The organism is Paenibacillus sp. JNUCC 35, assembly GCF_058269095.1.
This window is the reverse complement of sequence record NZ_CM177771.1, coordinates 5432216-5455594: the sequence shown is the minus strand read 5'-3', so window position 1 is coordinate 5455594 and position 23379 is coordinate 5432216. Positions and strand designations below refer to the sequence as shown.

Annotated in this window: 26 protein-coding genes; 22 read left to right on the top strand and 4 right to left on the bottom strand. The window is 48.6% G+C overall.

All coding sequences use genetic code 11. From position 1 onward, the window contains the following. Window positions 1-13: 13 nt before the first annotated feature. The 14 genes from AC2TF6_RS24645 to AC2TF6_RS24580 all read left to right on the top strand — a co-directional run bounded on the left by AC2TF6_RS24645 (window position 14) and on the right by AC2TF6_RS24580 (window position 11673). Window positions 14-1324 carry a hypothetical protein gene (locus tag AC2TF6_RS24645; RefSeq protein ID WP_491308920.1) on the top strand — a complete coding sequence of 437 codons (1311 nt, stop codon included), beginning with the start codon at window positions 14-16 and terminating at the stop codon, window positions 1322-1324. Continuing rightward, the gene (locus AC2TF6_RS24640) at window positions 1321-2511 is read left to right on the top strand and encodes a glycosyltransferase family 4 protein (RefSeq protein WP_491308919.1); all 1191 of its coding nucleotides are present in this window, start codon (window positions 1321-1323) and stop codon (window positions 2509-2511) included. Before AC2TF6_RS24645 ends, AC2TF6_RS24640 begins: the two co-directional genes overlap by 4 nt. Before the next feature lie 3 nt (window positions 2512-2514). Further along, entirely contained in the window at window positions 2515-3540 is a 1026-nt protein-coding gene (locus AC2TF6_RS24635; protein WP_491308918.1) for an NAD-dependent epimerase, read from the top strand. Between the two features lie 3 nt (window positions 3541-3543). Next, a complete protein-coding gene (locus AC2TF6_RS24630; protein WP_491308917.1) occupies window positions 3544-4674 on the top strand; it encodes a glycosyltransferase family 4 protein in 1131 nt (376 codons plus the stop codon). Further along, complete coding sequence (locus tag AC2TF6_RS24625) at window positions 4671-5606, top strand: NAD-dependent epimerase/dehydratase family protein (protein WP_491308916.1); 936 nt, start codon at window positions 4671-4673, stop codon at window positions 5604-5606. Before AC2TF6_RS24630 ends, AC2TF6_RS24625 begins: the two co-directional genes overlap by 4 nt. Window positions 5607-5634: 28 nt before the next feature. Then, complete coding sequence (gene galU, locus AC2TF6_RS24620; RefSeq protein WP_491308915.1) at window positions 5635-6528, top strand: UTP--glucose-1-phosphate uridylyltransferase GalU; 894 nt, start codon at window positions 5635-5637, stop codon at window positions 6526-6528. An 8-nt stretch (window positions 6529-6536) separates the two neighbouring features. Next, on the top strand, window positions 6537-7874 hold the full coding sequence (gene tuaD / locus AC2TF6_RS24615) for a UDP-glucose 6-dehydrogenase TuaD (RefSeq protein ID WP_491308914.1): 1338 nt from the start codon (window positions 6537-6539) through the stop codon (window positions 7872-7874). Window positions 7875-7905: 31 nt separating this feature from the next. Continuing rightward, window positions 7906-8523, top strand: a complete 618-nt coding sequence (locus AC2TF6_RS24610) for a sugar transferase (RefSeq protein ID WP_491308913.1) — start codon at window positions 7906-7908, stop codon at window positions 8521-8523. Continuing rightward, on the top strand, window positions 8520-9182 hold the full coding sequence (locus AC2TF6_RS24605) for an acetyltransferase (RefSeq protein WP_491308912.1): 663 nt from the start codon (window positions 8520-8522) through the stop codon (window positions 9180-9182). The genes AC2TF6_RS24610 and AC2TF6_RS24605 overlap by 4 nt, the downstream gene beginning before the upstream one ends. 10 nt (window positions 9183-9192) lie before the next feature. Next, entirely contained in the window at window positions 9193-10341 is a 1149-nt protein-coding gene (locus AC2TF6_RS24600) for a DegT/DnrJ/EryC1/StrS family aminotransferase (protein WP_491308911.1), read from the top strand. Between the two features lie 21 nt (window positions 10342-10362). Next, a complete protein-coding gene (locus AC2TF6_RS24595; protein ID WP_170318605.1) occupies window positions 10363-10521 on the top strand; it encodes a hypothetical protein in 159 nt (52 codons plus the stop codon). Window positions 10522-10623: 102 nt separating this feature from the next. Further along, window positions 10624-11157 (top strand): VanZ family protein, encoded by a 534-nt coding sequence (locus AC2TF6_RS24590; RefSeq protein ID WP_491308910.1) that lies wholly within the window; start codon window positions 10624-10626, stop codon window positions 11155-11157. Between the two features lie 89 nt (window positions 11158-11246). Then, entirely contained in the window at window positions 11247-11465 is a 219-nt protein-coding gene (locus AC2TF6_RS24585) for a hypothetical protein (protein WP_427518038.1), read from the top strand. 67 nt (window positions 11466-11532) lie between these two features. Then, window positions 11533-11673 (top strand): hypothetical protein, encoded by a 141-nt coding sequence (locus AC2TF6_RS24580; RefSeq protein ID WP_491308909.1) that lies wholly within the window; start codon window positions 11533-11535, stop codon window positions 11671-11673. A gap of 108 nt (window positions 11674-11781) precedes the next feature. Here AC2TF6_RS24580 and AC2TF6_RS24575 read toward each other — a convergent pair whose 3' ends face one another. Then, complete coding sequence (locus tag AC2TF6_RS24575; protein WP_042229966.1) at window positions 11782-12195, bottom strand: DUF2621 domain-containing protein; 414 nt, start codon at window positions 12193-12195, stop codon at window positions 11782-11784. A gap of 167 nt (window positions 12196-12362) precedes the next feature. On the opposite strand from AC2TF6_RS24575, the gene AC2TF6_RS24570 reads away from it, so the two are divergent. Beyond that, a complete protein-coding gene (locus tag AC2TF6_RS24570; protein WP_491308908.1) occupies window positions 12363-13490 on the top strand; it encodes a deoxyribonuclease IV in 1128 nt (375 codons plus the stop codon). 82 nt (window positions 13491-13572) lie between these two features. Continuing rightward, entirely contained in the window at window positions 13573-14460 is an 888-nt protein-coding gene (purU, locus tag AC2TF6_RS24565) for a formyltetrahydrofolate deformylase (RefSeq protein ID WP_491308907.1), read from the top strand. Window positions 14461-14582: 122 nt separating this feature from the next. Here purU and AC2TF6_RS24560 read toward each other — a convergent pair whose 3' ends face one another. After that, window positions 14583-15044 (bottom strand): hypothetical protein, encoded by a 462-nt coding sequence (locus AC2TF6_RS24560; RefSeq protein ID WP_491308906.1) that lies wholly within the window; start codon window positions 15042-15044, stop codon window positions 14583-14585. Between the two features lie 148 nt (window positions 15045-15192). Here AC2TF6_RS24560 and tkt point away from each other — a divergent pair, with 148 nt between their 5' ends. Together tkt and ppnP are read left to right on the top strand one after the other, a co-directional pair. Continuing rightward, window positions 15193-17214 (top strand): transketolase, encoded by a 2022-nt coding sequence (gene tkt / locus AC2TF6_RS24555; RefSeq protein WP_491308905.1) that lies wholly within the window; start codon window positions 15193-15195, stop codon window positions 17212-17214. 79 nt (window positions 17215-17293) lie between these two features. Next, on the top strand, window positions 17294-17611 hold the full coding sequence (gene ppnP, locus AC2TF6_RS24550; protein ID WP_009672106.1) for a pyrimidine/purine nucleoside phosphorylase: 318 nt from the start codon (window positions 17294-17296) through the stop codon (window positions 17609-17611). A gap of 742 nt (window positions 17612-18353) precedes the next feature. Here ppnP and AC2TF6_RS24545 read toward each other — a convergent pair. Continuing rightward, the gene (locus AC2TF6_RS24545) at window positions 18354-19253 is read right to left on the bottom strand and encodes an NAD(P)-dependent oxidoreductase (RefSeq protein ID WP_491308904.1); all 900 of its coding nucleotides are present in this window, start codon (window positions 19251-19253) and stop codon (window positions 18354-18356) included. Between the two features lie 361 nt (window positions 19254-19614). On the opposite strand from AC2TF6_RS24545, the gene AC2TF6_RS24540 reads away from it, so the two are divergent. From AC2TF6_RS24540 to AC2TF6_RS24530, 3 genes are all read left to right on the top strand, one after another. Next, window positions 19615-20970 (top strand): glucose-6-phosphate isomerase, encoded by a 1356-nt coding sequence (locus tag AC2TF6_RS24540; RefSeq protein WP_491308903.1) that lies wholly within the window; start codon window positions 19615-19617, stop codon window positions 20968-20970. A gap of 196 nt (window positions 20971-21166) precedes the next feature. Further along, window positions 21167-21805, top strand: coding sequence for a YigZ family protein (locus tag AC2TF6_RS24535; RefSeq protein WP_009672084.1), 639 nt, complete (start codon window positions 21167-21169; stop codon window positions 21803-21805). A gap of 34 nt (window positions 21806-21839) precedes the next feature. Next, complete coding sequence (locus AC2TF6_RS24530; protein ID WP_009672155.1) at window positions 21840-22481, top strand: TetR/AcrR family transcriptional regulator; 642 nt, start codon at window positions 21840-21842, stop codon at window positions 22479-22481. On the opposite strand, the gene AC2TF6_RS24525 is transcribed toward AC2TF6_RS24530, so the two are convergent. Then, window positions 22462-22863: a secondary thiamine-phosphate synthase enzyme YjbQ gene (locus tag AC2TF6_RS24525; RefSeq protein ID WP_491308902.1), complete on the bottom strand. Its 402-nt coding sequence runs from the start codon at window positions 22861-22863 to the stop codon at window positions 22462-22464. The two genes, AC2TF6_RS24530 and AC2TF6_RS24525, sit on opposite strands and share 20 nt — an antisense overlap. A 204-nt stretch (window positions 22864-23067) precedes the next feature. Here AC2TF6_RS24525 and AC2TF6_RS24520 point away from each other — a divergent pair, with 204 nt between their 5' ends. Beyond that, window positions 23068-23292 carry a DUF1128 domain-containing protein gene (locus AC2TF6_RS24520; protein WP_009672213.1) on the top strand — a complete coding sequence of 75 codons (225 nt, stop codon included), beginning with the start codon at window positions 23068-23070 and terminating at the stop codon, window positions 23290-23292. Window positions 23293-23379: the final 87 nt, after the last annotated feature.

Sequence of the window (23379 nt, the reverse complement as noted above, 5' to 3'; positions counted from 1 at the left end):
AAATGGAGAACCTATGGAAGATACGATGAATGGCTTGGCATTAATATGGCAGACATTTTGGTTAATATTTGTTTTTATTCAAATATCAAAAGGTAGGAAAAATTCGATCTTGTATGTTTATTTAACTTTTTATTTATTTTTCTCCTTTCCTCTTATTCAAGATTTGCTTTATGGAAAGCCGGAATACAAGGAAAAAATTGGTCTGCAACTAGCTACTAGAAGTGAGATGACTTCACTCATCTATGCTATATATACGAGTGTTGTTCCAATTTTCTGGTTTGTACTCTTCAAATTGAAGTCAGATGCTAAATTAGAAGCCTCTAACCTGGATTTTCTAAAGTTTGAGAAATTTAAGCCCATTCTCTATCTTTTGTTGATTACCCCTTTGTTTCTTGTTCTTTTTTCTCCAGATCCAAGTGTTTACTGGAAATACGGTGCTGTAGTGACTGAGCTTTTTAATGAAGAATCTAGTGATTATCATGTGAAGATTCATCTATTTAGCATTTTAAGCATTATTTCGTCCGTATTATTGTTCTTAATGAATCGAAAACATAACATGATGTATTTAATTTACGTGTTAATGCCTTGGGTAGGTTTAGCTATGTGGCTTCAGGGCAAAAGAGCGATTGTAGCTATATTTATACTGATGCTGGGTTTGTCGGCTATTCAGAAAGGTATTTTAAAGGGCTGGAAGATCCCATTATTCGGAATTCTATCCGCGCTTATTTTATTGTTATTTTCCTCCTTCTATCAAGATAATGTGAGAGCAAGTAATATGCATGAAAGCCCGCAAGTGAGTTACACAAACTCAAGAATCGATTTTGGAAGAGATAGTGTTACAAAGTTGGCTATATATTCAGAGTTAAATAAAGATGAGAAACAGATTCTGGAATATAGGGGGCAAAGTATATTATTTTATTTAACGATGTACATCCCCAGAAGCATGTGGGAAAGTAAACCTTGGCCTTACCCTGTGTATGTGACTACTGCGCTTTTTAAAAATGCATTTTCCGTTCAATATTTAGGCTGGACAGTTACCACTAGTTGGCTGGAAGAAGCGATCGCTAATTTTGGCTGGTTTGGTATGTTGCTGGGACCATTAGGAATCGCTCTTATATGCAGAACTGGAGACAAGAGTCGTAATAATATTATACGCGTCTTAACTGTTCTGATTGGAAGTCTCTTGCTGGTTCTTCCGCTGAACAGTTTTTTTCCGATTTTTGTAATTTGGTTTGGTTTAATCTTTTTAAGCCGGAGACGCAAGCCGGGAACCAAGGATGATAGAGCAATGAATAATAAACTGGTGAGGGTAGTGAGAATGTGAAGCTAGCTTTTGCATATGATGTCACAATTGAACACCTTAAAGGCACCGACGAATACTACCATAATTATTTTGATTATAACGTGTGGTGCAGGTATTTGAATGTATTCTCTGAGATCCGAATTATTTCGAGAATGGTAACTAGCGATAACAAACTTGAATTGAACAACAGGAAGATTTCAAGCGGTCCAGGTGTAAGCTTTAATGGAGTTCCATCCATAAGCGATCCGATATCTATGATAACCAAACGCAAAGAGGCCTACAATAAGATAAAATCTTCCTTAGAGCAATGTGATGCTTTAATAGTAAGACTACCTAGCGAGATTGGTGCTTTAGCCGTGGAAGCAGCGGAAGAGTTAAACTTGCCTTGGGCAGCTGAAGTAGTGGGTCACGCGTGGGATGCTCTTTGGAATTACGGGAACATAAAAGGGAAAATTTACGCTCCGATCATGACCTATAAAACGAAAGCATTAGTAAAGAAGGCTCCGTACGTTTTGTATGTAACAAAAAGGTTTTTACAGAAACATTACCCGACTAACGGGCAACAAATTGATTGCTCCAATGTTGAACTTCCGATGATAGCAGAAGATAGTTTTTCCAATAAACTGACTCGCATTAGGGAGAGTTCATTTCCGATAAAATTCGGGTTAATAGGGTCCATGGCTTCTAAATATAAAGGAATTGATGTTGCTTTAAAGTCACTATCCCTAATAAAAAATGATTTGAACTTCGAGTTCAGGGTGTTAGGAGAGGGAGATCCTTCCCCGTTAATGCAATTGAGTGAATCCTTGGGAATCTCGGAACGGATTGAATTTTACAAACCTGTACCGAGCGGACAAAAGGTTTTCGAATGGTTAGACGATTTGGATATTTACTTGCAACCGAGCTTTCAGGAAGGTTTGCCAAGGGCTTTAATCGAGGCAATGAGTAGAAGTCTTCCGGCAATCGCTTCAAATGTAGGAGGAATTCCGGAGCTTCTTTCAGCAGAATGTATATTTGAAGCTGGGAATGCAGCCGAATTATCTCAAAAAATAATCCGTCTGGCTAAGGACAAAGATTGGCAAGCCATTGAGGCCGAAAAGAATATTAAAACCGCAAGCCAGTATACAAACTTTATTCTAAATGCCAAGAGAACAGAGTTTTGGGCTGAATTTCGCGATTATTCGAAAACTTATAAAAAGGTGATGTAGTTCATGATACTTGTTACTGGTGCAGCCGGCTTTATTGGAGCTCATCTTTCCAAAAGGCTTCTAGAAATCGGATATGATGTGGTGGGCATAGATAATCTAAACGATTATTATGATGCTGATCTTAAACATGACCGCCTAAAATGGTTTGAGGATACAAGTTTCACTTTTCAAAAGATTAACTTGGAAGATGCTGATCAGGTTCATTCCGTTTTTGAACAATACAATCCCAAAATCGTTGTAAATTTAGCTGCACAAGCGGGAGTGAGATATAGTTTAGAAAATCCGTCAGCTTATATCACCTCCAATATAATTGGATTTACTAACGTACTGGAAAGTTGTCGTCATCATAAGGTAGAGCATCTAATTTATGCATCGTCAAGTTCCGTATACGGCGCAAACAAAAGCATTCCGTTCTCCGTCAAGGACAATGTTGACCATCCTGTTAGTCTGTATGCGGCTACCAAGAAATCTAATGAACTAATGGCACATACGTACAGCCACTTATTTGGGCTTCCTACAACAGGGTTGCGTTTTTTTACTGTTTATGGACCTTGGGGACGACCGGACATGGCTTATTTTTCCTTTACTCAAAAGATTTTGGAGGGGAAACCCATTCAAATTTTTAATAACGGTCAAATGAGAAGGGATTTTACTTATATTGATGACATTGTCGAAGGAATTGTCAGGTTGTTGAAACTTCCGCCAAAGAATAGGAAAGAAGACTCTACCAGCAGTTCAACGGCACCCTACAAAGTGTACAATATCGGGAACAATCAACCGGTCGAGTTAATGCAATTTGTAGATATATTGGAGAGGCACCTCGGCAAAAAAGCTGTGAAGGAACTCCTCCCTATGCAGCCTGGCGATGTAAAAGAAACTTATGCCGATATTGAGGAATTACAATCTGATACGGGCTTTTCTCCCGCAACTAAACTTGAAACTGGGCTAAAAAATTTTGTCGATTGGTATCTCACCTATTACAAAATAGATGATGCCTTGCTACCGGCTTCAATTGAGCAGGGTCGGTGAAACATGAAAAAAATATTGTTTGTCACAACTGTGGACACAACGGTAAATGCTTTTCTAATTCCTCATATTAATTATTTTTTGGAACAAGGGTATAAGGTAGAAATTGCTACAAGCATTGTCAGTCAACAAAGAATCCTGGAACATATCCCGAAAGTCACGATTCATCCCATACCTTTCCACAGAAGTCTTAAGAGCCCAGGTAATATACGGGCTTTTTTTACTATACGAAAACTGCTGCGAACTGAAAGTTATGATCTAATTCATGTGCATACACCCATTGCTTCTTTTGTGACTAGGGTAGCTAGCGTATTTACAAGGTCCAAAGTTCTGTACACGGCACACGGATTTCATTTTAGCGAGAACGGAAGCCGTCTAGGCAACTTTCTATTTAAATGGGCTGAAAAGTTAGCAGGGTTCCGAACGGATAAATTAATCGTAATCAATACAGATGATCAAGCAGCTGCGGCAAAAATTGTACCTCAGCGGAAGATAGCTTATATCAAAGGTGTTGGTGTTGATACGGACTTTTATAGCCCGCTAAACAATGAATCAGCAAAAGAGAAATTCAAGGTTCAATTAGGGATTACTCCGGGCCGAGTTATTTTCACGCACATAGCTGAAATTAATGCTAACAAAAGACAATCGGATGTTATCCAGGCTGTGGAAATATTAAAAGAAAGCGGAATAGACAATTTTATTGTTTTGTTTGTGGGTAATGGGGTCGATTTTGAGGACATGAAGCAAATAGTTAGGATAAAAAATTTAGAAGACCGCATCCGGTGTTTGGGCTATCGCAGCGATATTGCTGAGATTCTCAGTATTACGGATGTCGGTCTTTTAGTTTCGCTAAGGGAAGGACTTCCGAGGTCGGTTATGGAGATGATGTCCATGGGAATTCCCGTAGTTGCCACAGCCATCAGGGGGAATAGGGACCTTGTTGTTCATGGAGAAACAGGTTATCTGGTTCCAGTGAAAAGTCCCGAGATTCTGGCTCAGAAAATGACTGCCTTACTCTTTAATGGAGAGCACAGAGAGTTATTCGGCTTGAATGCAAGACAGCGTGTACAAAAAGAATTTGCCCTTCCAAAAATTATTTCAAATATGGAAGTTGTATACAAGGAGCTGGGAATATGAAAATACTAGTTACTGGCGGCGCAGGCTTTATCGGCTCTCATGTGGTGGATCAATTGCTTGAAGAAGAACATGATGTTGTAATTGTAGATAATTTAAGCACTGGTAATGCGGACTATGTTCCTACTAATGTTAAATTTTATGAACAGGCCATTGAATGCGACGATATGGAGCATATCTTCAAAGTCGAGCGACCGGAAGTAGTTTTTCATCTTGCCGCACAAATTGATGTGCAGAGCTCTCTGCAAAATCCTCAGCAGGACGCTTCTATAAATATTCTTGGCTCCATTCGATTACTGGAGCTTTGCAGAAATTATAAGACGAATAAAGTTATTTATTCATCATCTGCGGCGGTTTACGGAAGTCCTAACTACTTGGCTGTGGATGAGAATCATCCTGTACAGCCCTTGTCGTCCTATGGTATTTCCAAATATACGCCTGAGAAATACATCCGAATGTATTCGGAGTTATATCAGTTAGACTACACGATTTTAAGATATGCCAATGTCTATGGTCCCCGTCAGATTCCGAAGGGAGAGGGGGGAGTTGTCTCTATTTTTGTCGATAAGCTTATAAAAGATGAGCAGCCCGTAATATTCGGGGACGGCACCCAAACCCGTGATTTCGTATATGTCACAGATGTGGCCAGAGCTAATTTATTAGCTCTTAGAAACGGAAGCCGAGCAGTGCTAAATATCAGTACCTGTTCGTCGACTTCAATTAATGAGCTTTATAAAATCGTTGCGGATATCAATCAGAGCGATAATCTACCCGAATATGCTCCCGCAAGAGATGGTGATATCTTGCATAGCTATTTGGATAACTCCCGTGCCAAACATTTCTTGGGATGGACGCCTCAAACAAGTATAGATACAGGACTTAACAAAACCTTTGAATACTACCGGAGCAGAAATAAGACAAAGGTGCTGCTGTAACTCAGACAGAGAGGTAGGAGAGATCAGTATGAAAGTGAAAAAAGCGATTATTCCCGCCGCTGGTTTAGGCACGAGATTTTTGCCTGCAACGAAGGCGCAACCTAAAGAAATGCTTCCGATTGTTGATAAGCCAACAATTCAATACATCATAGAAGAGGCAATAGAATCTGGAATTGAAGATATTTTAATTATCAGCGGCAGAGGTAAAAGAGCGATTGAGGATCATTTTGATAAGTCTTTTGAGTTAGAAGAAAGTTTGGATAAAAAAGGAAAGTATAAAGATCTAGAGCAAATTAGGAATATTTCTAATATGGCTAATATTCACTATATCCGACAAAAAGAGCCTAAAGGGTTGGGTCATGCAATCCATTGTGCCAAGACCTTCATCGGTAACGAACCGTTTGCCGTTCTATTGGGTGATGATATTGTACAATCAAGCAAGCCATGTACCAGACAACTGATTGATGTTTTCGAACGGTATGAATCTTCGGTGGTCGGTGTTCAATGGGTGCCGGATCAAGATGTACATAAGTATGGGATTGTTGATTCCACTGGGAACGCAGCAGAGCCTAACTTAGTCTATGTCCGTTCGTTAATTGAAAAACCTGATGTGGGAGCAGCTCCTTCGAACTTTGCGATCATGGGACGCTACATTTTGCGCCCGGAAATTTTCGCTATTTTGGAAACACAAGAGGCGGGAGCAGGTGGAGAAATTCAATTGACAGACGCTATTTGCAAATTAAACGAGATTCAAGATATTTTGGCGTTTCAATTTGAGGGTGTTCGCTACGATGTGGGAGACCGCTTTGGCTTTATTAAAGCTACTATTGACTTCGCTCTCCAAAGGGAAGATTTAAAATCCGATGTTTGCCAGTACTTAAGAGAAATTTTCGAAAAGGAACTTATCGGCCAGAGGGGATGAAACTTAGTATGAACAAAATTGGGGTAATCGGAACCGGTTATGTCGGTTTAGTCTCTGGAACTTGTTTTGCAGACGTGGGACATCACGTTATTTGCTGTGATATTGATGAAATGAAAATCGAGCAGTTGAGAGCCTATAAAATTCCTATTTATGAACCGGGTCTGGAAGAATTGGTGATTAAAAATGTTCAGGAAGGGAGGCTTTCCTTTTCTTCCGACATAGCGGGGGTTATTAGAGAGGCGAATATTATCTTTATTGCGGTAGGTACTCCAATGTCGGTCACAGGAGAAGCAGACTTAAGCTATGTGAAAGACGTAGCCCGAACAATTGGCAGTCATCTTAACGGATATAAAATTATAGTTACCAAGAGTACTGTACCAGTAGGAACAGGACGTTTAATTGAATCCATTATTCAAGAAAATTTGTCAGATAAAGGATTGACGTTTGATGTTGTCTCTAATCCTGAGTTTCTAAAGGAAGGCTCTGCAATTCAGGATTGCATGAATATGGAAAGGGCGGTTATAGGGGCGACGAGTGAACATGCTGCAGACGTAATAGCCGAAATTCACGCTCCCTTTCGTACAACTATTTTCAAAACCAGCTTAGAGAGTGCCGAGATGATTAAATATGCGGCAAACACTTTTCTGGCCACTAAAATTTCCTTTATTAATGCGATAGCCAATATTTGTGAGAGAGTGGGCGCGGATGTAACGGAGGTCGCCTCAGGTATGGGACTGGACAGCAGAATCGGCAACAAATTTCTGCAAGCCGGGATAGGATACGGGGGCTCCTGCTTTCCTAAAGATACGTATGCACTCAAGCATATCGCTTACGAAGCCGGTTATGAATTCAAGCTTCTTGAAGCTGTAATCGAAACGAATGAAAACCAGCGCCTGGTCATTATGGATAAATTAAAACAAGCACTGGGAACCCTTCAAGGGAAGAAATTAGCCGTATTGGGTCTTGCCTTTAAACCGGATACAGATGATGTAAGAGAAGCACCCTCTTTATCTCTTATCCCGGCCATGGTAAGTATGGGAGCCGAGGTTCAGGCTTACGATCCGATAGCTATTCATGAAGCATCTAAGTATCTTCCATCCGCAGTTAGATATGTGGAAGACCTATACGATTGTGTTAAAGATGCTGATGCTTGCATCATTTTAACCGAGTGGAAAGAAATCAAGAGTATGGACCTGAAGCGTGTGCGCGATTTGCTCCATCAACCCAAAGTGATCGATGGTCGTAACTGTTTTGACCTTTCTGACATGCGGCAGCATAAATTGGAGTATTATTCTGTTGGAAGAGCGTTTGTGTTCTCAAAAGTCGAAGCTGCAGTAACCGTATAAATACAATTAATTTCATGTGAGTGGTGAGACCATGCTAAAAAGAGGATTTGATCTTTTTGTATCCGTAACAGGTCTATTATTCCTTTTGCCTTTTATTTTGTTACTGGCTTTTCTCATTCGAACTAAATTGGGAAGCCCTGTGTTATTTAAGCAGCAGCGTCCGGGGTTGCATGGTAAACCTTTTTACGTGTACAAATTTAGGACCATGACTAATGAAAAGGATGAAAATGGCACTCTACTTCCGGATCATATACGACTAACTCCATTTGGAAAGTTTCTCAGAAAATTAAGCCTGGATGAGCTTCCACAGCTTGTGAATGTGTTAAGAGGAGATCTTAGCCTGGTAGGACCCAGACCTTTGTTAATGGATTATTTATCCCGCTACACTCCGGAGCAGGCTAGGAGGCATCTTGTAAAGCCGGGCATAACGGGATGGGCTCAGGTCAATGGACGCAACGCCATTAAGTGGGAGGAAAAGTTCGAACTGGATGTTTGGTATGTTGATCATCAGTCCTTCTGGCTGGATATTAAAATACTATTTTTAACTGTAAAAAAAGTATTTAAATCCGAGGGGATCAATCAAACGGGTCATGTGACAATGCCGGTTTTCATGGGGCTCGAAGAAAAAGGCAGAAACGCGCCTCTATGAAAGACATTATTATAATCGGCGCGGGCGGGCACGGTAGGGAAACCGCTCAACTGATAAAGGACATTAACACCAATCAACCGACCTGGGAGTTGCTTGGTTTTATAGATGACCGCGCAGAACTCTGTGGAAAACAAATAAATGGAGTTGATGTACTAGGGACGCTCAGTCAGCTTGCGGATCCCTTTCTTAACCATACGCATCTAATTTGTGCTGTAGGTGATCCCTTAGTTAGACAGCACATTATTGCAAAGATCGAAAAGATACATTCCCGTTATAATTACGCAACGTTGATTCATCCTACTGCTGTAGTAGGCGAACGGGTACGAATAGGTTGGGGTACCATGATTTGTGCGCAGTGTGTCGTTACTACCGACATTGTCATCGGCCGGCATGTTATTGTGAACTATTGTTCGAGTATCGGTCATGATAGTCACCTTGAAGACGAGGTTACCGTTCTGCCGGGAGCTAGAGTATCGGGCAGTGTCCATCTTGGAAAAGGAAGCTGTGTTGGATCAGGGGCAGTCGTACTTCCCGGGATCGACGTCGGGGAGGGAACGATTGTAGGGGCGGGAGCTGTTGTAACTACCTCACTTCCGGCGAGGAGTACTGCCGTTGGCGTGCCTGCAAAAGTAATAAAAATTCATAATAAGAATTGGTAGGTGCTGAGAAGTGAATCGGATCTATCTTTCTCCTCCTCATATCGGGGATAGAGAACAAAGCTACGTTAAAGAGGCCTTTGATACGAATTGGATCGCCCCTCTCGGCCCGAACGTTGATGCTTTCGAGAAGGATGTTGCGGAGTATGTCGGTTCCGGCGGAGCTGCTGCTTTAAGTTCGGGAACAGCCGCTCTTCATCTCGCTTTGAAACTTGTCGGAGTTAAACCGGGCGATAAAGTGTTCTGTTCCACGCTTACGTTTGTAGCCAGCGCTAACCCTATTTTATACGAGGGAGCCGTTCCCGTTTTTATTGATTCCGAGCCTGAAAGTTGGAATATGTCACCCGGCGCATTGGAAAGAGCGTTTGTGGATGCCCGGAAATCCGGACAGCTTCCCAAAGCGGTCATTGTGGTGAATTTATATGGCCAAAGCTCGGATTACGACAACATTTTGTCCGTTTGTGAACAATATAAGGTACCTGTAATTGAAGATGCAGCGGAGTCTTTGGGGGCAACTTATCGAGGTAAATCAAGCGGGACCTTTGGCAAATTCGGAATATTTTCTTTCAACGGGAACAAAATTATCACCACATCCGGTGGTGGCATGCTGGTTTCGGAGGATTTAGAGGCTTTGGAAAAAGCCCGTTTTTGGGCTACGCAAGCACGAGACAATGCTCTCCATTATCAACATAGCGATCTTGGTTATAATTATAGATTAAGCAATATACTAGCCGGAATCGGAAGAGGACAGCTTCAAGTCTTGGATGAACGTGTGAATGCGCGCAGACAAGTGTTTGAGCGCTATAAAAAAGCTTTAAGTGAGGTTGAAGGCTTTACTTTTATGCCGGAAGCTTCCTTTGGTAGATCGACAAGGTGGTTAACGGCATTGACTGTTGATCAATCCACAACGGGGATCAGCCCCAACCAAATTATAAACGAACTGTCGTCCCAAAATATCGAAGCTCGGCCGGTGTGGAAGCCCCTGCATCTGCAACCTTTGTTCAAAGGCTGCTCTTATTACACTCACGAAGAGAACAAGAGTATATCGGAGAATTTATTTGAAAATGGATTGTGCATTCCGTCAGGTTCCAACCTACAGGTAACGGAACAGAATCGGGTTATTGACAATATTCTCTCTGTTGTAAAGCACGCTGTCCGGTAGGCTATTATGCAGAACCCGGACATGCGTCAGCTGCTGCTGGAGTTGGAGCAATTTGTACATAGGGTGGAAGAGCAGAGTGAGCCGGTTCCTACGGTCAAGCCCTACGTGGACGATTTAAAGCAAATTATGCTTAAGCATGTGAATCAGACGGAAATGTCCTTGCTTACTACTTATAAATAAGATAAAAGATAGATTCAAAGCCCTCTAATATCGGATGCGATATTAGGGGGCTTTATTTTATTAACCGGAAAAACGTTAAATCGGAAACAGGTGAATGCGCTTATGAGGGCTCTCGGCCGCAATAAAATGTTCCGCCTTCTGCTGGTGCTGGCGTGGATGTCGTTCATGTTCTATCTCTCCTCGCAGCCGTACCAGAAACAAAGCTTAAAGCCTCTGCTGCGTGAACATATCTCGGAACAAAGGTTAAAGCAGGTAGCGCCTACGGGATCGTTTCAGTACGGCCGGTCCGTGGTAAGTGTTAAAAGACTAGGGGCCTACGGCTATGTCGAATTTTTCATACGCAAAACGGCCCATGTCGTGGAGTACGCCATCCTGGCTCTGCTTGCCGGCTATTGGCTCGGAAGCCTCCGCTTGATGAGCAAGCGCAAGCAGACAGGCATCATGCTGGCGGTCTGTGTCATTTTCGCGGTCACGGATGAATGGCATCAGAAATTTACGTCGCATAGGACCTCGATGACGGAAGACGTTATCCTGGACACCTGCGGTGCCCTTCTGGGTATAGCGATGTATTATTTTTTTCTAAAAATTCTACAAAAATCTCGTAAAAACGCACCGATTCACCCAAAAACTTCTTGATTTGTTACAAAACGTATCTTATAATAGTTTACAAATACAGAATGTAACAAGTTGCGACAACAAGAAGCAAAATGAAGAGGTGTGTGAGAATGAAAGCTTTGGATTTGGTCTACTGCATTCACTGCGGTTCGATTGTGTCCCGGACACAGGCGGATCATATTTTCAAAACCGGATTTTACCGGGTGTCGGTACCGCTGGCAAGCTGCAAAAGCTGTGCAACCCCGAATTCGAACACCACGAGCTGTCACGATCTGCCTCATCACGGACGTTTGAACGAGTATGAGACTCGCCTTCCATTGATGGCGTAAAGCAGAACCGGGTTACATGCTCCCCAAGTCGGTAACGCTTCCGGTCAGGGAAAGTAGGATGAGAGGAATGGTTGTTGAGGGGGATAAAGCATGGAAGCCTTGGCTCCGCTGGCTGATCAGCTCGCTTTATTTGCTTCTGGGGATCGTTTCACCGGCGCTGGGCCTCTGGCTGCTCCAGCCGATCCCGCCGCGTTGTGTGCCGCTTTGACTTTGCGTAAAAAAAAATGACCGCCCTGTCCCGAGAGGGCCGAGCGGTTTTTTTGGCGTGTATCCCGATCAGACTTACTGAAATCTTCCTGCGAGTATAATAGAAGAATCAGGAATTGATCAGATGTTTGTAAGGCGTGTAATCAATCTTCTCGCGTTCGAGGAAATTCATCAGGCTCCGGTAATCCCGCTTGGGAGTGGCGATGATATAACCTTTGATGCAGTGCTCGCGTGTAACTTCCGCCGCCTCTTCTTCCAAGGCGATCTGCCCGATTTTGGCCGCGATGGAGTGCTTGGCGATGTCACGGAACGGGCCGGGTACAGGGGCGACAAGTTTGTTAAGAAAGGCTTTGGAATCGTCCGTCCACATATGGCGGGATTTCTCCACGTAATAGTTCTGCCAGTCGAGCTTGGATTTTCCGTCGGCCTTCGGCAGCACCTTCAGGAATTTGCGGAACATAAAATAACCGCCGATCGCCATCAGACCAATGAGGACAAGGGGCCAGAAAGTAATAAACCACATAAACAGGGAGTTGTTCAAAACTCGTCACCTCGGAATCTATTATTCCCGCGCTGGGCCAGGTTTAAGCACTGGATCTCTCTTGAAATTATACCTTATTTCTGGCTTTCTTGCGACATTGCCTGTAAAATAGGGGGAAAAGATTTTACTAAGCAAGGAGCCTATTCCCTATGATTAAAATCGGTTCACACGTTTCATTTTCCGACAAAGGTTTGCTGAATGCGGCCCGGGAAGCTGTCTCGTACGGCTCCGGCACATTCATGATCTATACGGGTGCACCTCAGAATACACGGCGCAAGCCTATTGAAACGCAATATATCGAAGAGGGCCGGGAAGTCATGCAGGAGCACGGGATCGGCGAAATCGTCGTTCATGCCCCTTACATCATCAACCTGGGTTCCTACAAAGACAACACGTACGAGCTGGCGGTCCAATTCCTGCAGGATGAAATCCGCCGCACGGACTATCTGGGCGTGAAAAATATCGTGCTTCATCCCGGCGCGTTTACGGACAAGGATGCGGAGTACGGCCTCGCCCGCATTTCGGAAGGGCTTAACGAAGTCCTCGCCGGCGTCAAGGACACGGGCGTGCATATCGCCCTGGAAACCATGGCGGGCAAAGGCACCGAGATGGGCCGCAGCTTCGAGGAGCTGGCGCAGATTATCGACAAGGTCGAAGACAACGGCCGCCTGACGGTATGTCTGGATACCTGCCACATCCACGATGCAGGGTATGATGTCGTAGGCGACCTGGACGGCGTGCTGGACCAGTTCGACCGCGTGGTCGGTCTGGACCGCATCGGGGTCGTCCACCTGAACGACAGCAAGAATCCGCGCGGCGCGTCCAAAGACCGCCATGCTCCGGTCGGAGCGGGCTGGATCGGCTTCGAAGCGATGAACCGCGTCGTTCATCACGAGAAACTGATCGGCCTGCCGATGATCCTGGAGACTCCGTGGATCGGGAAGGACCCGAAAACCCAGCGTCCGATGTACGAAGCGGAAATCGCGCTGCTCAGCGGAACCGTCCTGGAACGGTTCGGCGAATCCTTCGCGGAAGACGTGGAGCGGCTGGCTTTCTTCTTCGAGAAGAAAGAAGTCGATTCGCGCGGCTTCGTCCTGCAAACCTGGGAGCTGCTCAAAACCGACGCGAAAGCCAAGAAAGCGGACGGACGCGAACCGATGGAGCGCCTGTACGACATGATCGCGGAAGAGCGTCTGTTCCCGGAGCTGTCCGAAGAGCAGATCAATCAGCGTCTGACGGCATGGTTTGCCGGCAAAGATCTGCTTAAATCTTTGTAAGTGAACGGTTAACGCCGTTTTCATCACCGGCTCGGACCGGATAGGTGACTAATTTGCAGGTACAAAGGAGAATCCAGTAGAGATGGCAGCAGCAAAAACGTCCGGCGCAGCCGGTAAACAAAACCGCGGCAGAATGCTCATTTCCTGCCCGGACCGGCCTGGAATCGTGGCCGCGGTATCCAAATTTTTGTCCGAATACGGGGCGAACATCGTCCAGTCGGACCAGTACACCATGGATCCGGAAGGCGGCATGTTCTTTATCCGGATCGAATTTGACTTAACCGACCTTGAGCAGCGCAAGCCGCAGCTTGAGGCCGATTTTGCCGGAGTGGCGGCCGAGTTCTCCATGGACTGGAGCCTGTCGCTGGCCAGTCAGAGAAAACGCCTGGCGATCTTCGTGTCCAAGGAAGATCACTGTCTGCTTGAGCTGCTGTGGCACTGGCGCGCCGGGGATCTCGACGCGGATATCGCCATGGTCGTCAGCAACCATCCGGATATGGCGCCGCTCGTCGAGCCTTTCGGTATCCCGTACCACCATATTCCGGTAACTCCGGATACGAAAACCGAGGTGGAGAAGCGCCATCTGGAGCTGCTCGAAGGCCAGGTGGATCTGATCATCCTCGCCCGGTACATGCAGATTATTCCGGCTTCTTTTATCAAACATTACCAGAACCGGATCATTAATATTCATCATTCCTTCCTTCCGGCTTTCGTCGGAGGCAAACCTTACGCGCAGGCTCACGGGCGGGGAGTTAAGCTGATCGGAGCGACCGCGCATTACGTGACCGAGGAGCTGGATGGAGGTCCGATCATCGAGCAGGACGTGCAGCGCGTCAGCCATCGCGACAATGTCGACGATTTGAAGCGCATCGGCCGCCATATCGAGCGGATCGTCCTGGCAAGGGCCGTTTCCTGGCATACGGAAGACCGCATCCTCGTTCATCAGAACAAAACGGTCGTATTCAGCTAGAGCAGCAGCCGTGAAGCGATATCGTACCGGGGCTTATTCAGAAAGAAATCCGAAGAGGCTTCTCTGCCGCTTCGGATTTTATTAAAGGAGCATTCCTCTGGACTATGCCGCTTTAAAGCGGCTCATTCCTTTTTAGAGGCTAACAGAGCTTTTTTGCCTAAGGCGGCGAGTATCACGCCGTAAAGAAGGTGGCCTGCGATCCACCAGATCATGGCGGTTACATCCGAAAGGACGGGTGTTTTCGCCGATACGGCTAATTGGGTAAGAGGTACGAACAAGGGGATAGGCGAGATACCGAGCAGGATCCCCGGCAGCCACGGTTTTCCCGTACATCCGAGCAGAATTGTGTACAGGAAACCGATAAGGACCGAAACGGACAGATGCAGGGTCATTTCGAACCATTCAGGCTGATCGCCCCCAAGACCCGGGATAAAGTCGACATTGAGCAGCAGCGTATAGACGCGGGAACCTGCAAAGAATTCCACGGCTTTAAAAAGCAGAGCGAGTGCGGCCCCGGGGACCAGCCCGAAAACAAAGCCCCGCAGGACAAGCGTGTTTCCGTTTTCAAAAAAATGGCGGCTCATCCGCTTTTCACTCTCCTTGTCACCATGCGGGCGTTAACACCAAGGACTGACATTGCGGTTTCGGATTTTAGCTTTATAATGGAACTAAAGCTTCAATGTTGGCGAGAATAACAAGTATAACACGAGACCATTCCTAGGAGGATACACCATGTCTGCAAGCAATACGCCTATTCAGGAACTTGCCGTTCACACGATCCGTACACTCGGAATCGACGCTATCGAGAAAGCCAAGTCCGGCCACCCCGGCATCGTTATGGGAGCCGCGCCTATGGCATATACGCTGTTCGCGAATCAAATGAAACATAACCCGGCCAACCCGACATGGATCAACCGCGACCGCTTTGTCCTGTCCGCAGGCCACGGTTCCATGCTGCTTTACGCGATTTTGCACCTGACGGGTTACGATCTTCCGATGGAAGAAATCAAAAATTTCCGCCAATGGGGCAGCCTGACTCCGGGACATCCCGAGTTCGGTCACACGGCGGGCGTAGACGCGACAACCGGTCCGCTCGGACAAGGTATCGGCATGGCCGTAGGTATGGCGATGGCCGAAGCTCATCTGGCAGGCCTGTACAACCGTGAAGGTTACCCGGTTATCGATCACTATACATACGCCATCTGCGGAGACGGCGACATGATGGAAGGTGTGTCTTCCGAGGCCGTCTCTCTGGCCGCAACCCTTAAACTGGGCAAGCTGATCATGATGTACGACTCCAACGACATTTCGCTCGACGGCGATCTGCACGTTTCCTTTACCGAAAATGTTCAAAAACGTTTCGAAGCATACGGCTGGCAGGTGCTCCGCGTAGAAGAGCAGAACGACCTGGAAGCCCTCAACCGTGCGGTTGAAGAGGCGAAAGCCGACACGACCCGTCCGACTCTGATCGAAGTGAAAACGACGATCGGCTACGGCAGCCCGAACAAAGGCGGCAAAGGCGGACATGCCGGACCGCACGGTTCCCCGCTCGGTCTGGAAGAAACCAAGCTGACGAAGGAATTCTACAAGTGGGACTACGAAGAAGATTTCTATGTTCCTGAAGAAGTACGCGAGCATTATGCGGCGGTTAAAGAAAAAGGCATCCAGGCCGAACAGGCATGGAAGAAGCTGTTCGACGATTATCGCAAAGCTTTCCCTGAGCTCGCCGAGCAGTTTGAACTGGGCGAAAGCGGCAAGCTTCCGGAAGGCTGGGACCGCGATCTGCCGGTTTACACGCCGGAAGACAAGGCTCTGGCAACGCGCGCCGCTTCCGGTAACGCGCTGAACGCCGTAGCGAAGAACGTTCCGTTCTTCTTCGGGGGTTCCGCCGACCTGGCAAGCTCCAACAACACGGAGATCAAGAACGCTCCGATCTTCAACGCGGAAAATTACGCGGGCCGCAACATCTGGTTCGGCGTACGCGAATTCGGAATGGGCGCCGCCCTGAACGGAATTTCCCTGCACGGCGGTCTCCGCGTATACGGCGGCACGTTCTTCGTGTTCTCCGACTACCTGCGTCCGTCGATCCGCCTGGCTGCCCTGATGAAGCAGCCGGTGATCTACGTCTTCACGCACGACAGCATCGGCGTAGGCGAAGACGGTCCGACTCACGAGCCGGTCGAGCAGCTTGCGGCTCTCCGCGTCATTCCGGGCATGACCGTTCTCCGTCCTGCGGACGGCAACGAAACGAGCGAAGCTTGGCGCTACGTGATGGAGCACAACGACGGACCGTACGCGCTCATTCTGACCCGTCAAAACCTGCCGCAGCTCGAAGGCTCCGCCAAATATGCGCGCGAGAACTTCTCAAAAGGCGCTTACGTCGTATCCGATGCGCCTAACGGCAAGCCGGACGCGCTTATCCTTGCGACGGGCTCGGAAGTTCAACACGGTGTGGCCGCTCAGAAGCTGCTCGCCGAAGAAGGCATTCAAGTCCGCGTTGTCAGCATGCCGAGCTGGGAGCTGTTCGAGAAGCAGTCCCAGGAGTACAAGGATTCCGTCCTGCTTCCGAATGTCAAAAAGCGTCTCGGCGTAGAGATGGCTTATCCGCTCGGATGGGAGCGTTATGTAGGCGATGAGGGTTCTATCCTCGGAATCAGCACGTTCGGCGCTTCGGCTCCGGGCGATCTGCTCATCAAGGAATTCGGATTTACGGCAGAGAATGTCGCCAAGCGCGTCAAAGAACTGCTTAAATAAATAAAGGAATGCCATTAGGACGACCGCTTCCACAGGGTCGTCCTTATGTGCAGCCGCCAATCACGAGGGGGAGAACAGGTTGTCGAATTTCGAAGGAGTTACCGTAGTCAAGAAAGCGAACGTTTATTTTGAGGGGAAAGTGACCAGCCGTGCCGTTCTGTTCGCGGATGGCACGAAGAAGACGCTGGGCATCATGCTTCCGGGGGAGTATGAATTCGGTACGGACTCCAAAGAGATCATGGAAATCCTGGCCGGCGACCTGAGCGTCCTCCTTCCCGGCGAATCCGATTGGACGGACATTCAGGGTGAAGGGGAGTTTACCGTCCCGGCTAACGCGAAATTCAAGCTGAAAGTCCGGACCGTCACGGATTACTGCTGCTCTTACATCGCGGAATAGGTTTTCGGCTACGGCCGCGGCTGCGGGCCAGTACGTCTGCGGGTACACGCAACAGCAGATACACGAAACTGCGAGCAGTACGCGACCGAGGCACACGCGACAGCAGGTACACGAAACTGTGGGCAGTACACGACCGAGGTACACGCGACAGCAGATACACGAAACTGTGGGCAGTACGCGACCGAAGCACACGCGACAGTTGGTACACGAAACTGCGGGCAGTATGCGACCGAGGTACACGCAACAACAGGTACACGAAACTGTGGGCAGTATGCGACCGAGGTATACGCAGTGCGGGCAGTACAGCAACAGCTGGTACACGCAGTGCAGGTATACGCAGACAATACGCGTGTGCAGGCCATACGCAGCGTAATACGCCACAGCAGGCAATAGAAAAGGCCCTTCCGAACGCAGCGTTCGGAAGGGCCTTTCTTGCCATGCGGAGCTCTCCGCACGCGGTGTTTGGCTTCGCATGACGAAGGTCCACCGGAGCCCGGGTTTCAGGGGCGTGTGCCTCCTGCGGATCTTGCGAGCGTACTCCGCCTATGCTAGCTTGTTTTACACGGTATGCGGCAGTACGCGATAAACGCCGATAGACCGAATGCGATGCCGATGCTATTCATGGACGAATGACGCGTATTAAACGGTTACGAGTCCCTACACGACGGATAAATCACGAGGCAAGCGGAGATGCAAGCCCGGTCAGCGGTTACGTGGGTACCCACCGGTTTCAAGGCGCGCTTTACTGCTCGCCTTTTTTCTCCACCCGCTCATTCATCCATTCCTCGTAGCACTGGATGGCGGCGGCCAGGTCTTCCTCGCCTAGTCCTTTGCTCAGGCCCATCTGGAAGACGGTGGTGGCTGCATGCAGCATGGGAGCGGGCAATTGGAATTTGCCTGTCAGATCCGACGCCAGCAGCAGATCCTTCAGCATCAGCTTCAGCGAGAACTGGTTGCTGAAATCGCGCTCGAGGATCTTCGGGCCTTTGAGCTCGGCCTGCTTGCTGTTCCCGGAACCCGCCTGCACGATCTGCAGGAACTGCTCGGGGGCAAGGCCCGCTTTCGTCGCGATCGAGAGGCCTTCCATCAGGCCGATCGCATTGATGCCCACAATCGTGTTGTGGGCCAGCTTCGTATAGGAGCCGGAACCGGACGGCCCCATGTAAAGCACCTTGCTGCCGAGATCGCTCAGCAGCGCGTGCTGGGCGTCGAACACGGGGCGGTCTCCGCCGACCATGAACACGAGCGTCGCCGCTTCGGCAGCGGGCTTGCTTCCCGTTACGGGCGCGTCCAGGAAGTACGCCCCGCGTTTGCCCAGATCGGCGTGAAGACGCTGGCTGAGGGCCGGGGAGACGGTGCTCGAATCAATCACGGTAAGGCCTTCACCGGCCTTCTCCAGAACCCCATTCTCGCCGTAAAAAACGCTCTCGATGGCGGAATCGTTGCTCAGCATCGTGAACAGAACCTCGGCGCCGGAGACGGCTTCCGCAGGGGTTGCGGCAAGCGAAGCGCCCGCCTGGACAAGCTCCGCCGCTTTATCGGCACTGCGGTTGTATACGGTGACCGCGTACCCTTTGCGGAGCAGATTCAGGGCCATCGGAGCGCCCATGGTGCCTAATCCGATAAATCCGATTTGTTTCATCACTAATCACCTCGTTAAGAGTCACGCCAGACACGATAATTTCACTTGCAGTTTGTCCGGAAAGCTTTTATAGTAAGGAATCAATGCATGCGAAGCCGATGCGCCGGGTGTTTTCGGAGAATAAATCCGCCGCCCTGGCAATACTACCGGAGGGTTGTCCGGCAGGCCCCGCCCGCACGTATCCGTTCTATGAAGCCGTCCCCGCAAGCGATCGGGTGAAGGTACGGCACTAGGCGTTTTTCCTATTGTAGCACGTTTTGCGGAGAGGCAGCATGCCTTGGGCGCGTGACTTGCGGACAGCGGCACAGAAGCGGTATGCTAGAGGAAAGAACCAAGTAAAAGAACCGAGGAGGAGAGAAAGTTGACCCAGAAGCTGCAATTTGATTACAGCAAGGCGCTTGACTTCGTTGCCCAGCACGAAATAGATTACCTGGCCGGTCCGATCCGTACCGCACATGACCAACTGCATAACGGAACCGGAGCCGGTAGTGATTATTTAGGGTGGATCGATCTTCCGGTCGCTTACGACAAAGAAGAGTTCGGCAGAATCCAGAAGGCGGCGAAACAAATTCAATCCGATTCCGAGGCGCTTGTCGTGATCGGCATCGGCGGCTCCTACCTGGGGGCCCGCGCGGCGATTGAAATGCTGTCCCATTCTTTCTATAACCTGCTTGATAAAGACAAGCGTAAAACTCCGGCCGTGTACTTCGTCGGCCAGAATATCAGTTCTACATACGTAACGCACCTTCTGCAGCTGCTGGAAGGCAAAGACTTCTCCGTAAACGTCATTTCCAAATCCGGAACGACGACGGAGCCGGCGATTGCTTTCCGTATTTTCCGGGAGCTGCTGGAGAAAAAATACGGCAAAGAAGCGGCGCGCAAGCGCATCTACGCCACGACCGACCGCGAGAAGGGCGCTCTTAAGCAGCTTGCCAACGGCGAAGGCTACGAGTCCTTCGTTATCCCGGACGATGTAGGCGGACGCTACTCCGTGCTGACGGCCGTAGGCCTGCTGCCGATCGCCGTGGCCGGCATCGACATCGAAGAAATGATGAAGGGCGCGGCCGACGCGCGCGAAGCTTTCTCGAGCCCCGAGCTGAGCGAGAACGCGAGCTACCAGTATGCGGCTGTCCGCAACGCGCTCTACCGCAAAGGCAAAACCACGGAGATTCTCGTGAACTACGAGCCTTCCCTGCATTATGTATCGGAGTGGTGGAAGCAGCTTTACGGCGAGAGCGAAGGCAAAGACAACAAAGGGATCTTCCCGGCTGCCGTCGATTTCACGACAGACCTTCACTCCATGGGCCAATTCATCCAGGAAGGCAACCGCAACCTGTTTGAAACGGTTCTGTTCGTAGACCAGTCCGCAGAGGAGATCGTCATCGGAACCGATGAAGAGAACCTGGACGGGCTTAACTTCCTGAGCGGCAAAACGATGGATTTCGTGAACAAAAAAGCGTTCCAGGGCACTATGCTGGCTCACACGGACGGAGGGGTACCTAACCTGATCGTGACACTGCCCGACACTTCGGCTCACACGTTCGGTTATATGGTCTACTTCTTCGAAAAAGCATGCGGCATCAGCGGCTACCTCCTCGGAGTGAATCCGTTCGACCAGCCGGGTGTGGAAGCCTACAAGAAAAACATGTTTGCGCTGCTGGGCAAGCCCGGTTATGAAGAAGACAAAGCCAGATTGGAAGCTCGTCTGAACGATTAGTTTCGTCCAGACAGAACCGGTATCGGGCTCTATAAGCCGATTTTCGACGAAAACAGGCCTTTTCCTTCGGGATTAGGTCTGTTTTTTATTGCAAATAATATTAGAACTAAATTAACTATTGTACTAATATTCTGATTTGTGTAAAATGATATGAAACAGAAGGCGCATTCGTTAGGAAATGGAATGAAGAAGCGACATGATAGCATCCTACAGAACGGTACAGAAGCATGGAGCCGATGAAATTATCATCAAACGTTCCCGGTTTATCGGTCAGGCGTTGCAAGTATCGTCCGAGGAGGAAGCGCTTGCTTTTATTGCCGGCGTGAAGAAAGAACACTCGATGGCGACCCACAACTGCTCCGCTTACATGATCGGGGAACGAAATGAGATTCAGAAACAGTCGGATGACGGGGAGCCGAGCGGCACAGCCGGCAAGCCGATTCTCGAAGTGATCCGGAATATGGATCTCAAGAACGTGGCCGTAGTCGTCACCCGGTATTTCGGCGGTATTATGCTGGGAGCCGGCGGGCTGATCAGAGCCTACACGGATGGCGCCGTCGCGGGAATACAGGCCGCGGTGCCCGTTTACAAAGTAAGTCATCAGGAACTGCTCGCTGAAATCGATTATACTTGGCTGGGTAAAGTGGAGAATGAGCTGCGGAACCGCAACATGCGGATGGGCGATACGGAATTTACCGACAAGGTTATCCTCCGGTGCTATCCCTTATCTGCCGAGGCGGATTCTTTCGCCGACTGGTTTACCGATTTGACCCAAGGTCAAGGAAACATCATACGCGGCGAACATACATATATCGAACATAGCGAGCTACCCTAACAATTTCATACACCACCGAAGCGGAGGGATTCTTATGGCGAGGAAGGCAGTCGCTCAGGAACTTAGCAGAGAGCGGATTCTTGAAGAGGCCAGGGAGTTATTCGTAACTCGCGGTTATCGCGCTTTAACGATGCGAAGCATCGCTAAAGCAATGGGTTACAGCCATGGCGCGTTATACTATCATTTTAGAGAAAAAGCAGAGCTGTTCAATGCGCTCATTCTGGAGGATTTCGGCATACTTCTGCAGCGGCAGCGGCAAATCATCGTCGAATCCGCTGTTCTCGGGGTTCCCCTGCTGCAGAAACTGATGATGGAGTTTATCCGGTTCGGGTTGGAGAACCCGCATCACTACGAAATCATGTTTATGATCCGGGACGAGGAGCTTCGCCAGTACTCGCGTACCGAGCAGGCGAAATGTTTCGATCTGTTTGCCACGGTCGTACGCCAGGTCATTTCCGGAATGCCGGACAAAGAAGATCAGGAATACCGGCTCCCATGGAACTTGTTCATGTCCATGCACGGATTCATCTCGCATTCCATTCATTACGGACAGACGTACGAGCTGGTGGAACAGCTTGCCGAAGAGCATGTGCAGCTGCTGTGCAGCAACATGGTCTCCACGGCGGCCCGTTCCGAATCTTCCAAAGTCAGTCTGGTCAATCACGAATCAGCTTAACGGTAAACGTACGGCTGCGGGGCCCGTCAAATTCGCAGAAGTAGATTCCCTGCCAGCGGCCCAGCTGAAGGCGGCCTCCGCGGATAAATACGGTTTGCGAGGCTCCGACGGTCATGGCTTTCAGATGAGCGGCCGTATTGCCTTCCGCATGACGGTCGCGCGGATGCTCCCAGGGAAACACTTCATCCAGGCGCATGAGTACATCTCTTTTTACATCGGGATCAGCATTTTCGTTGATCGTAATTCCTGCCGTCGTATGAGGGCAGTATACAATGGCGGTGCCGTCTTCCAGACTGCTCCCCTGAACCAGCCTAGCCACGGTGTTTGTAATTTCAACCATTTCGTCCCGTCTGCGGGTAACAAGATCGTAGGTATGCAGCATCAGCGAATTTCCTCCTTGCGGCTTTTGTAACCGGCGTGCAATAAGGATTGGAAGCCTAGGAAGCCGAACAGGCTGCGTATCCTCTTGTATGCGCGGCATGGTCAAGCCCGGACTTGGGTCAGATTCTATCGTAACGGACGGGATTTCCGGTGTCAAAACGTGTTACAATAAAAGCATAACCGGATAACGAGAGGATGAAACGCATTGGATTTGGCGGTATGGTCGGAACGGAATGTAGAGTATATGTTCGACGAAATTAAAACCAAACTGAGAATGGCGACAGGCGGATCGATTAAAGCGTCCAACTTTAGCCAGGAACAATATGAAGATCTTAAAGATCTGTACGATCTGGTGATGAGCAAACCCAATTTCAGCATTAGTGAAATTGACGCGATCACAACGGAACTGGGCAAGCTCCGCAAGGCCTGAAGCCTGCTTACCCTTTTGCGAAAAGCCTTTCTGCATGGAGATGGATTCTTCCGGCAGGGGGCTTTTTTCTATGAAAAAAAGACACCT

Excerpts from the sequence above, each read along its gene's own strand:
- AC2TF6_RS24645 (WP_491308920.1), top strand. The coding sequence starts at position 14 with ATGGAAGATACGATGAATGGCTTGGCATTAATATGGCAGACATTTTGG.
- AC2TF6_RS24635 (WP_491308918.1), top strand. The coding sequence starts at position 2,515 with ATGATACTTGTTACTGGTGCAGCCGGCTTTATTGGAGCTCATCTTTCC.
- AC2TF6_RS24630 (WP_491308917.1), top strand. The coding sequence starts at position 3,544 with ATGAAAAAAATATTGTTTGTCACAACTGTGGACACAACGGTAAATGCT.
- AC2TF6_RS24625 (WP_491308916.1), top strand. The coding sequence starts at position 4,671 with ATGAAAATACTAGTTACTGGCGGCGCAGGCTTTATCGGCTCTCATGTG.
- galU (WP_491308915.1), top strand. The coding sequence starts at position 5,635 with ATGAAAGTGAAAAAAGCGATTATTCCCGCCGCTGGTTTAGGCACGAGA.
- tuaD (WP_491308914.1), top strand. The coding sequence starts at position 6,537 with ATGAACAAAATTGGGGTAATCGGAACCGGTTATGTCGGTTTAGTCTCT.
- AC2TF6_RS24610 (WP_491308913.1), top strand. The coding sequence starts at position 7,906 with ATGCTAAAAAGAGGATTTGATCTTTTTGTATCCGTAACAGGTCTATTA.
- AC2TF6_RS24605 (WP_491308912.1), top strand. The coding sequence starts at position 8,520 with ATGAAAGACATTATTATAATCGGCGCGGGCGGGCACGGTAGGGAAACC.
- AC2TF6_RS24595 (WP_170318605.1), top strand. The coding sequence starts at position 10,363 with ATGCGTCAGCTGCTGCTGGAGTTGGAGCAATTTGTACATAGGGTGGAA.
- AC2TF6_RS24590 (WP_491308910.1), top strand. The coding sequence starts at position 10,624 with ATGAGGGCTCTCGGCCGCAATAAAATGTTCCGCCTTCTGCTGGTGCTG.
- AC2TF6_RS24585 (WP_427518038.1), top strand. The coding sequence starts at position 11,247 with ATGAAAGCTTTGGATTTGGTCTACTGCATTCACTGCGGTTCGATTGTG.
- AC2TF6_RS24580 (WP_491308909.1), top strand. The coding sequence starts at position 11,533 with ATGGTTGTTGAGGGGGATAAAGCATGGAAGCCTTGGCTCCGCTGGCTG.
- AC2TF6_RS24575 (WP_042229966.1), bottom strand. The coding sequence starts at position 12,195 with ATGTGGTTTATTACTTTCTGGCCCCTTGTCCTCATTGGTCTGATGGCG.
- AC2TF6_RS24570 (WP_491308908.1), top strand. The coding sequence starts at position 12,363 with ATGATTAAAATCGGTTCACACGTTTCATTTTCCGACAAAGGTTTGCTG.
- purU (WP_491308907.1), top strand. The coding sequence starts at position 13,573 with ATGGCAGCAGCAAAAACGTCCGGCGCAGCCGGTAAACAAAACCGCGGC.
- AC2TF6_RS24560 (WP_491308906.1), bottom strand. The coding sequence starts at position 15,044 with ATGAGCCGCCATTTTTTTGAAAACGGAAACACGCTTGTCCTGCGGGGC.
- tkt (WP_491308905.1), top strand. The coding sequence starts at position 15,193 with ATGTCTGCAAGCAATACGCCTATTCAGGAACTTGCCGTTCACACGATC.
- AC2TF6_RS24545 (WP_491308904.1), bottom strand. The coding sequence starts at position 19,253 with ATGAAACAAATCGGATTTATCGGATTAGGCACCATGGGCGCTCCGATG.
- AC2TF6_RS24535 (WP_009672084.1), top strand. The coding sequence starts at position 21,167 with ATGATAGCATCCTACAGAACGGTACAGAAGCATGGAGCCGATGAAATT.
- AC2TF6_RS24530 (WP_009672155.1), top strand. The coding sequence starts at position 21,840 with ATGGCGAGGAAGGCAGTCGCTCAGGAACTTAGCAGAGAGCGGATTCTT.
- AC2TF6_RS24525 (WP_491308902.1), bottom strand. The coding sequence starts at position 22,863 with ATGCTGCATACCTACGATCTTGTTACCCGCAGACGGGACGAAATGGTT.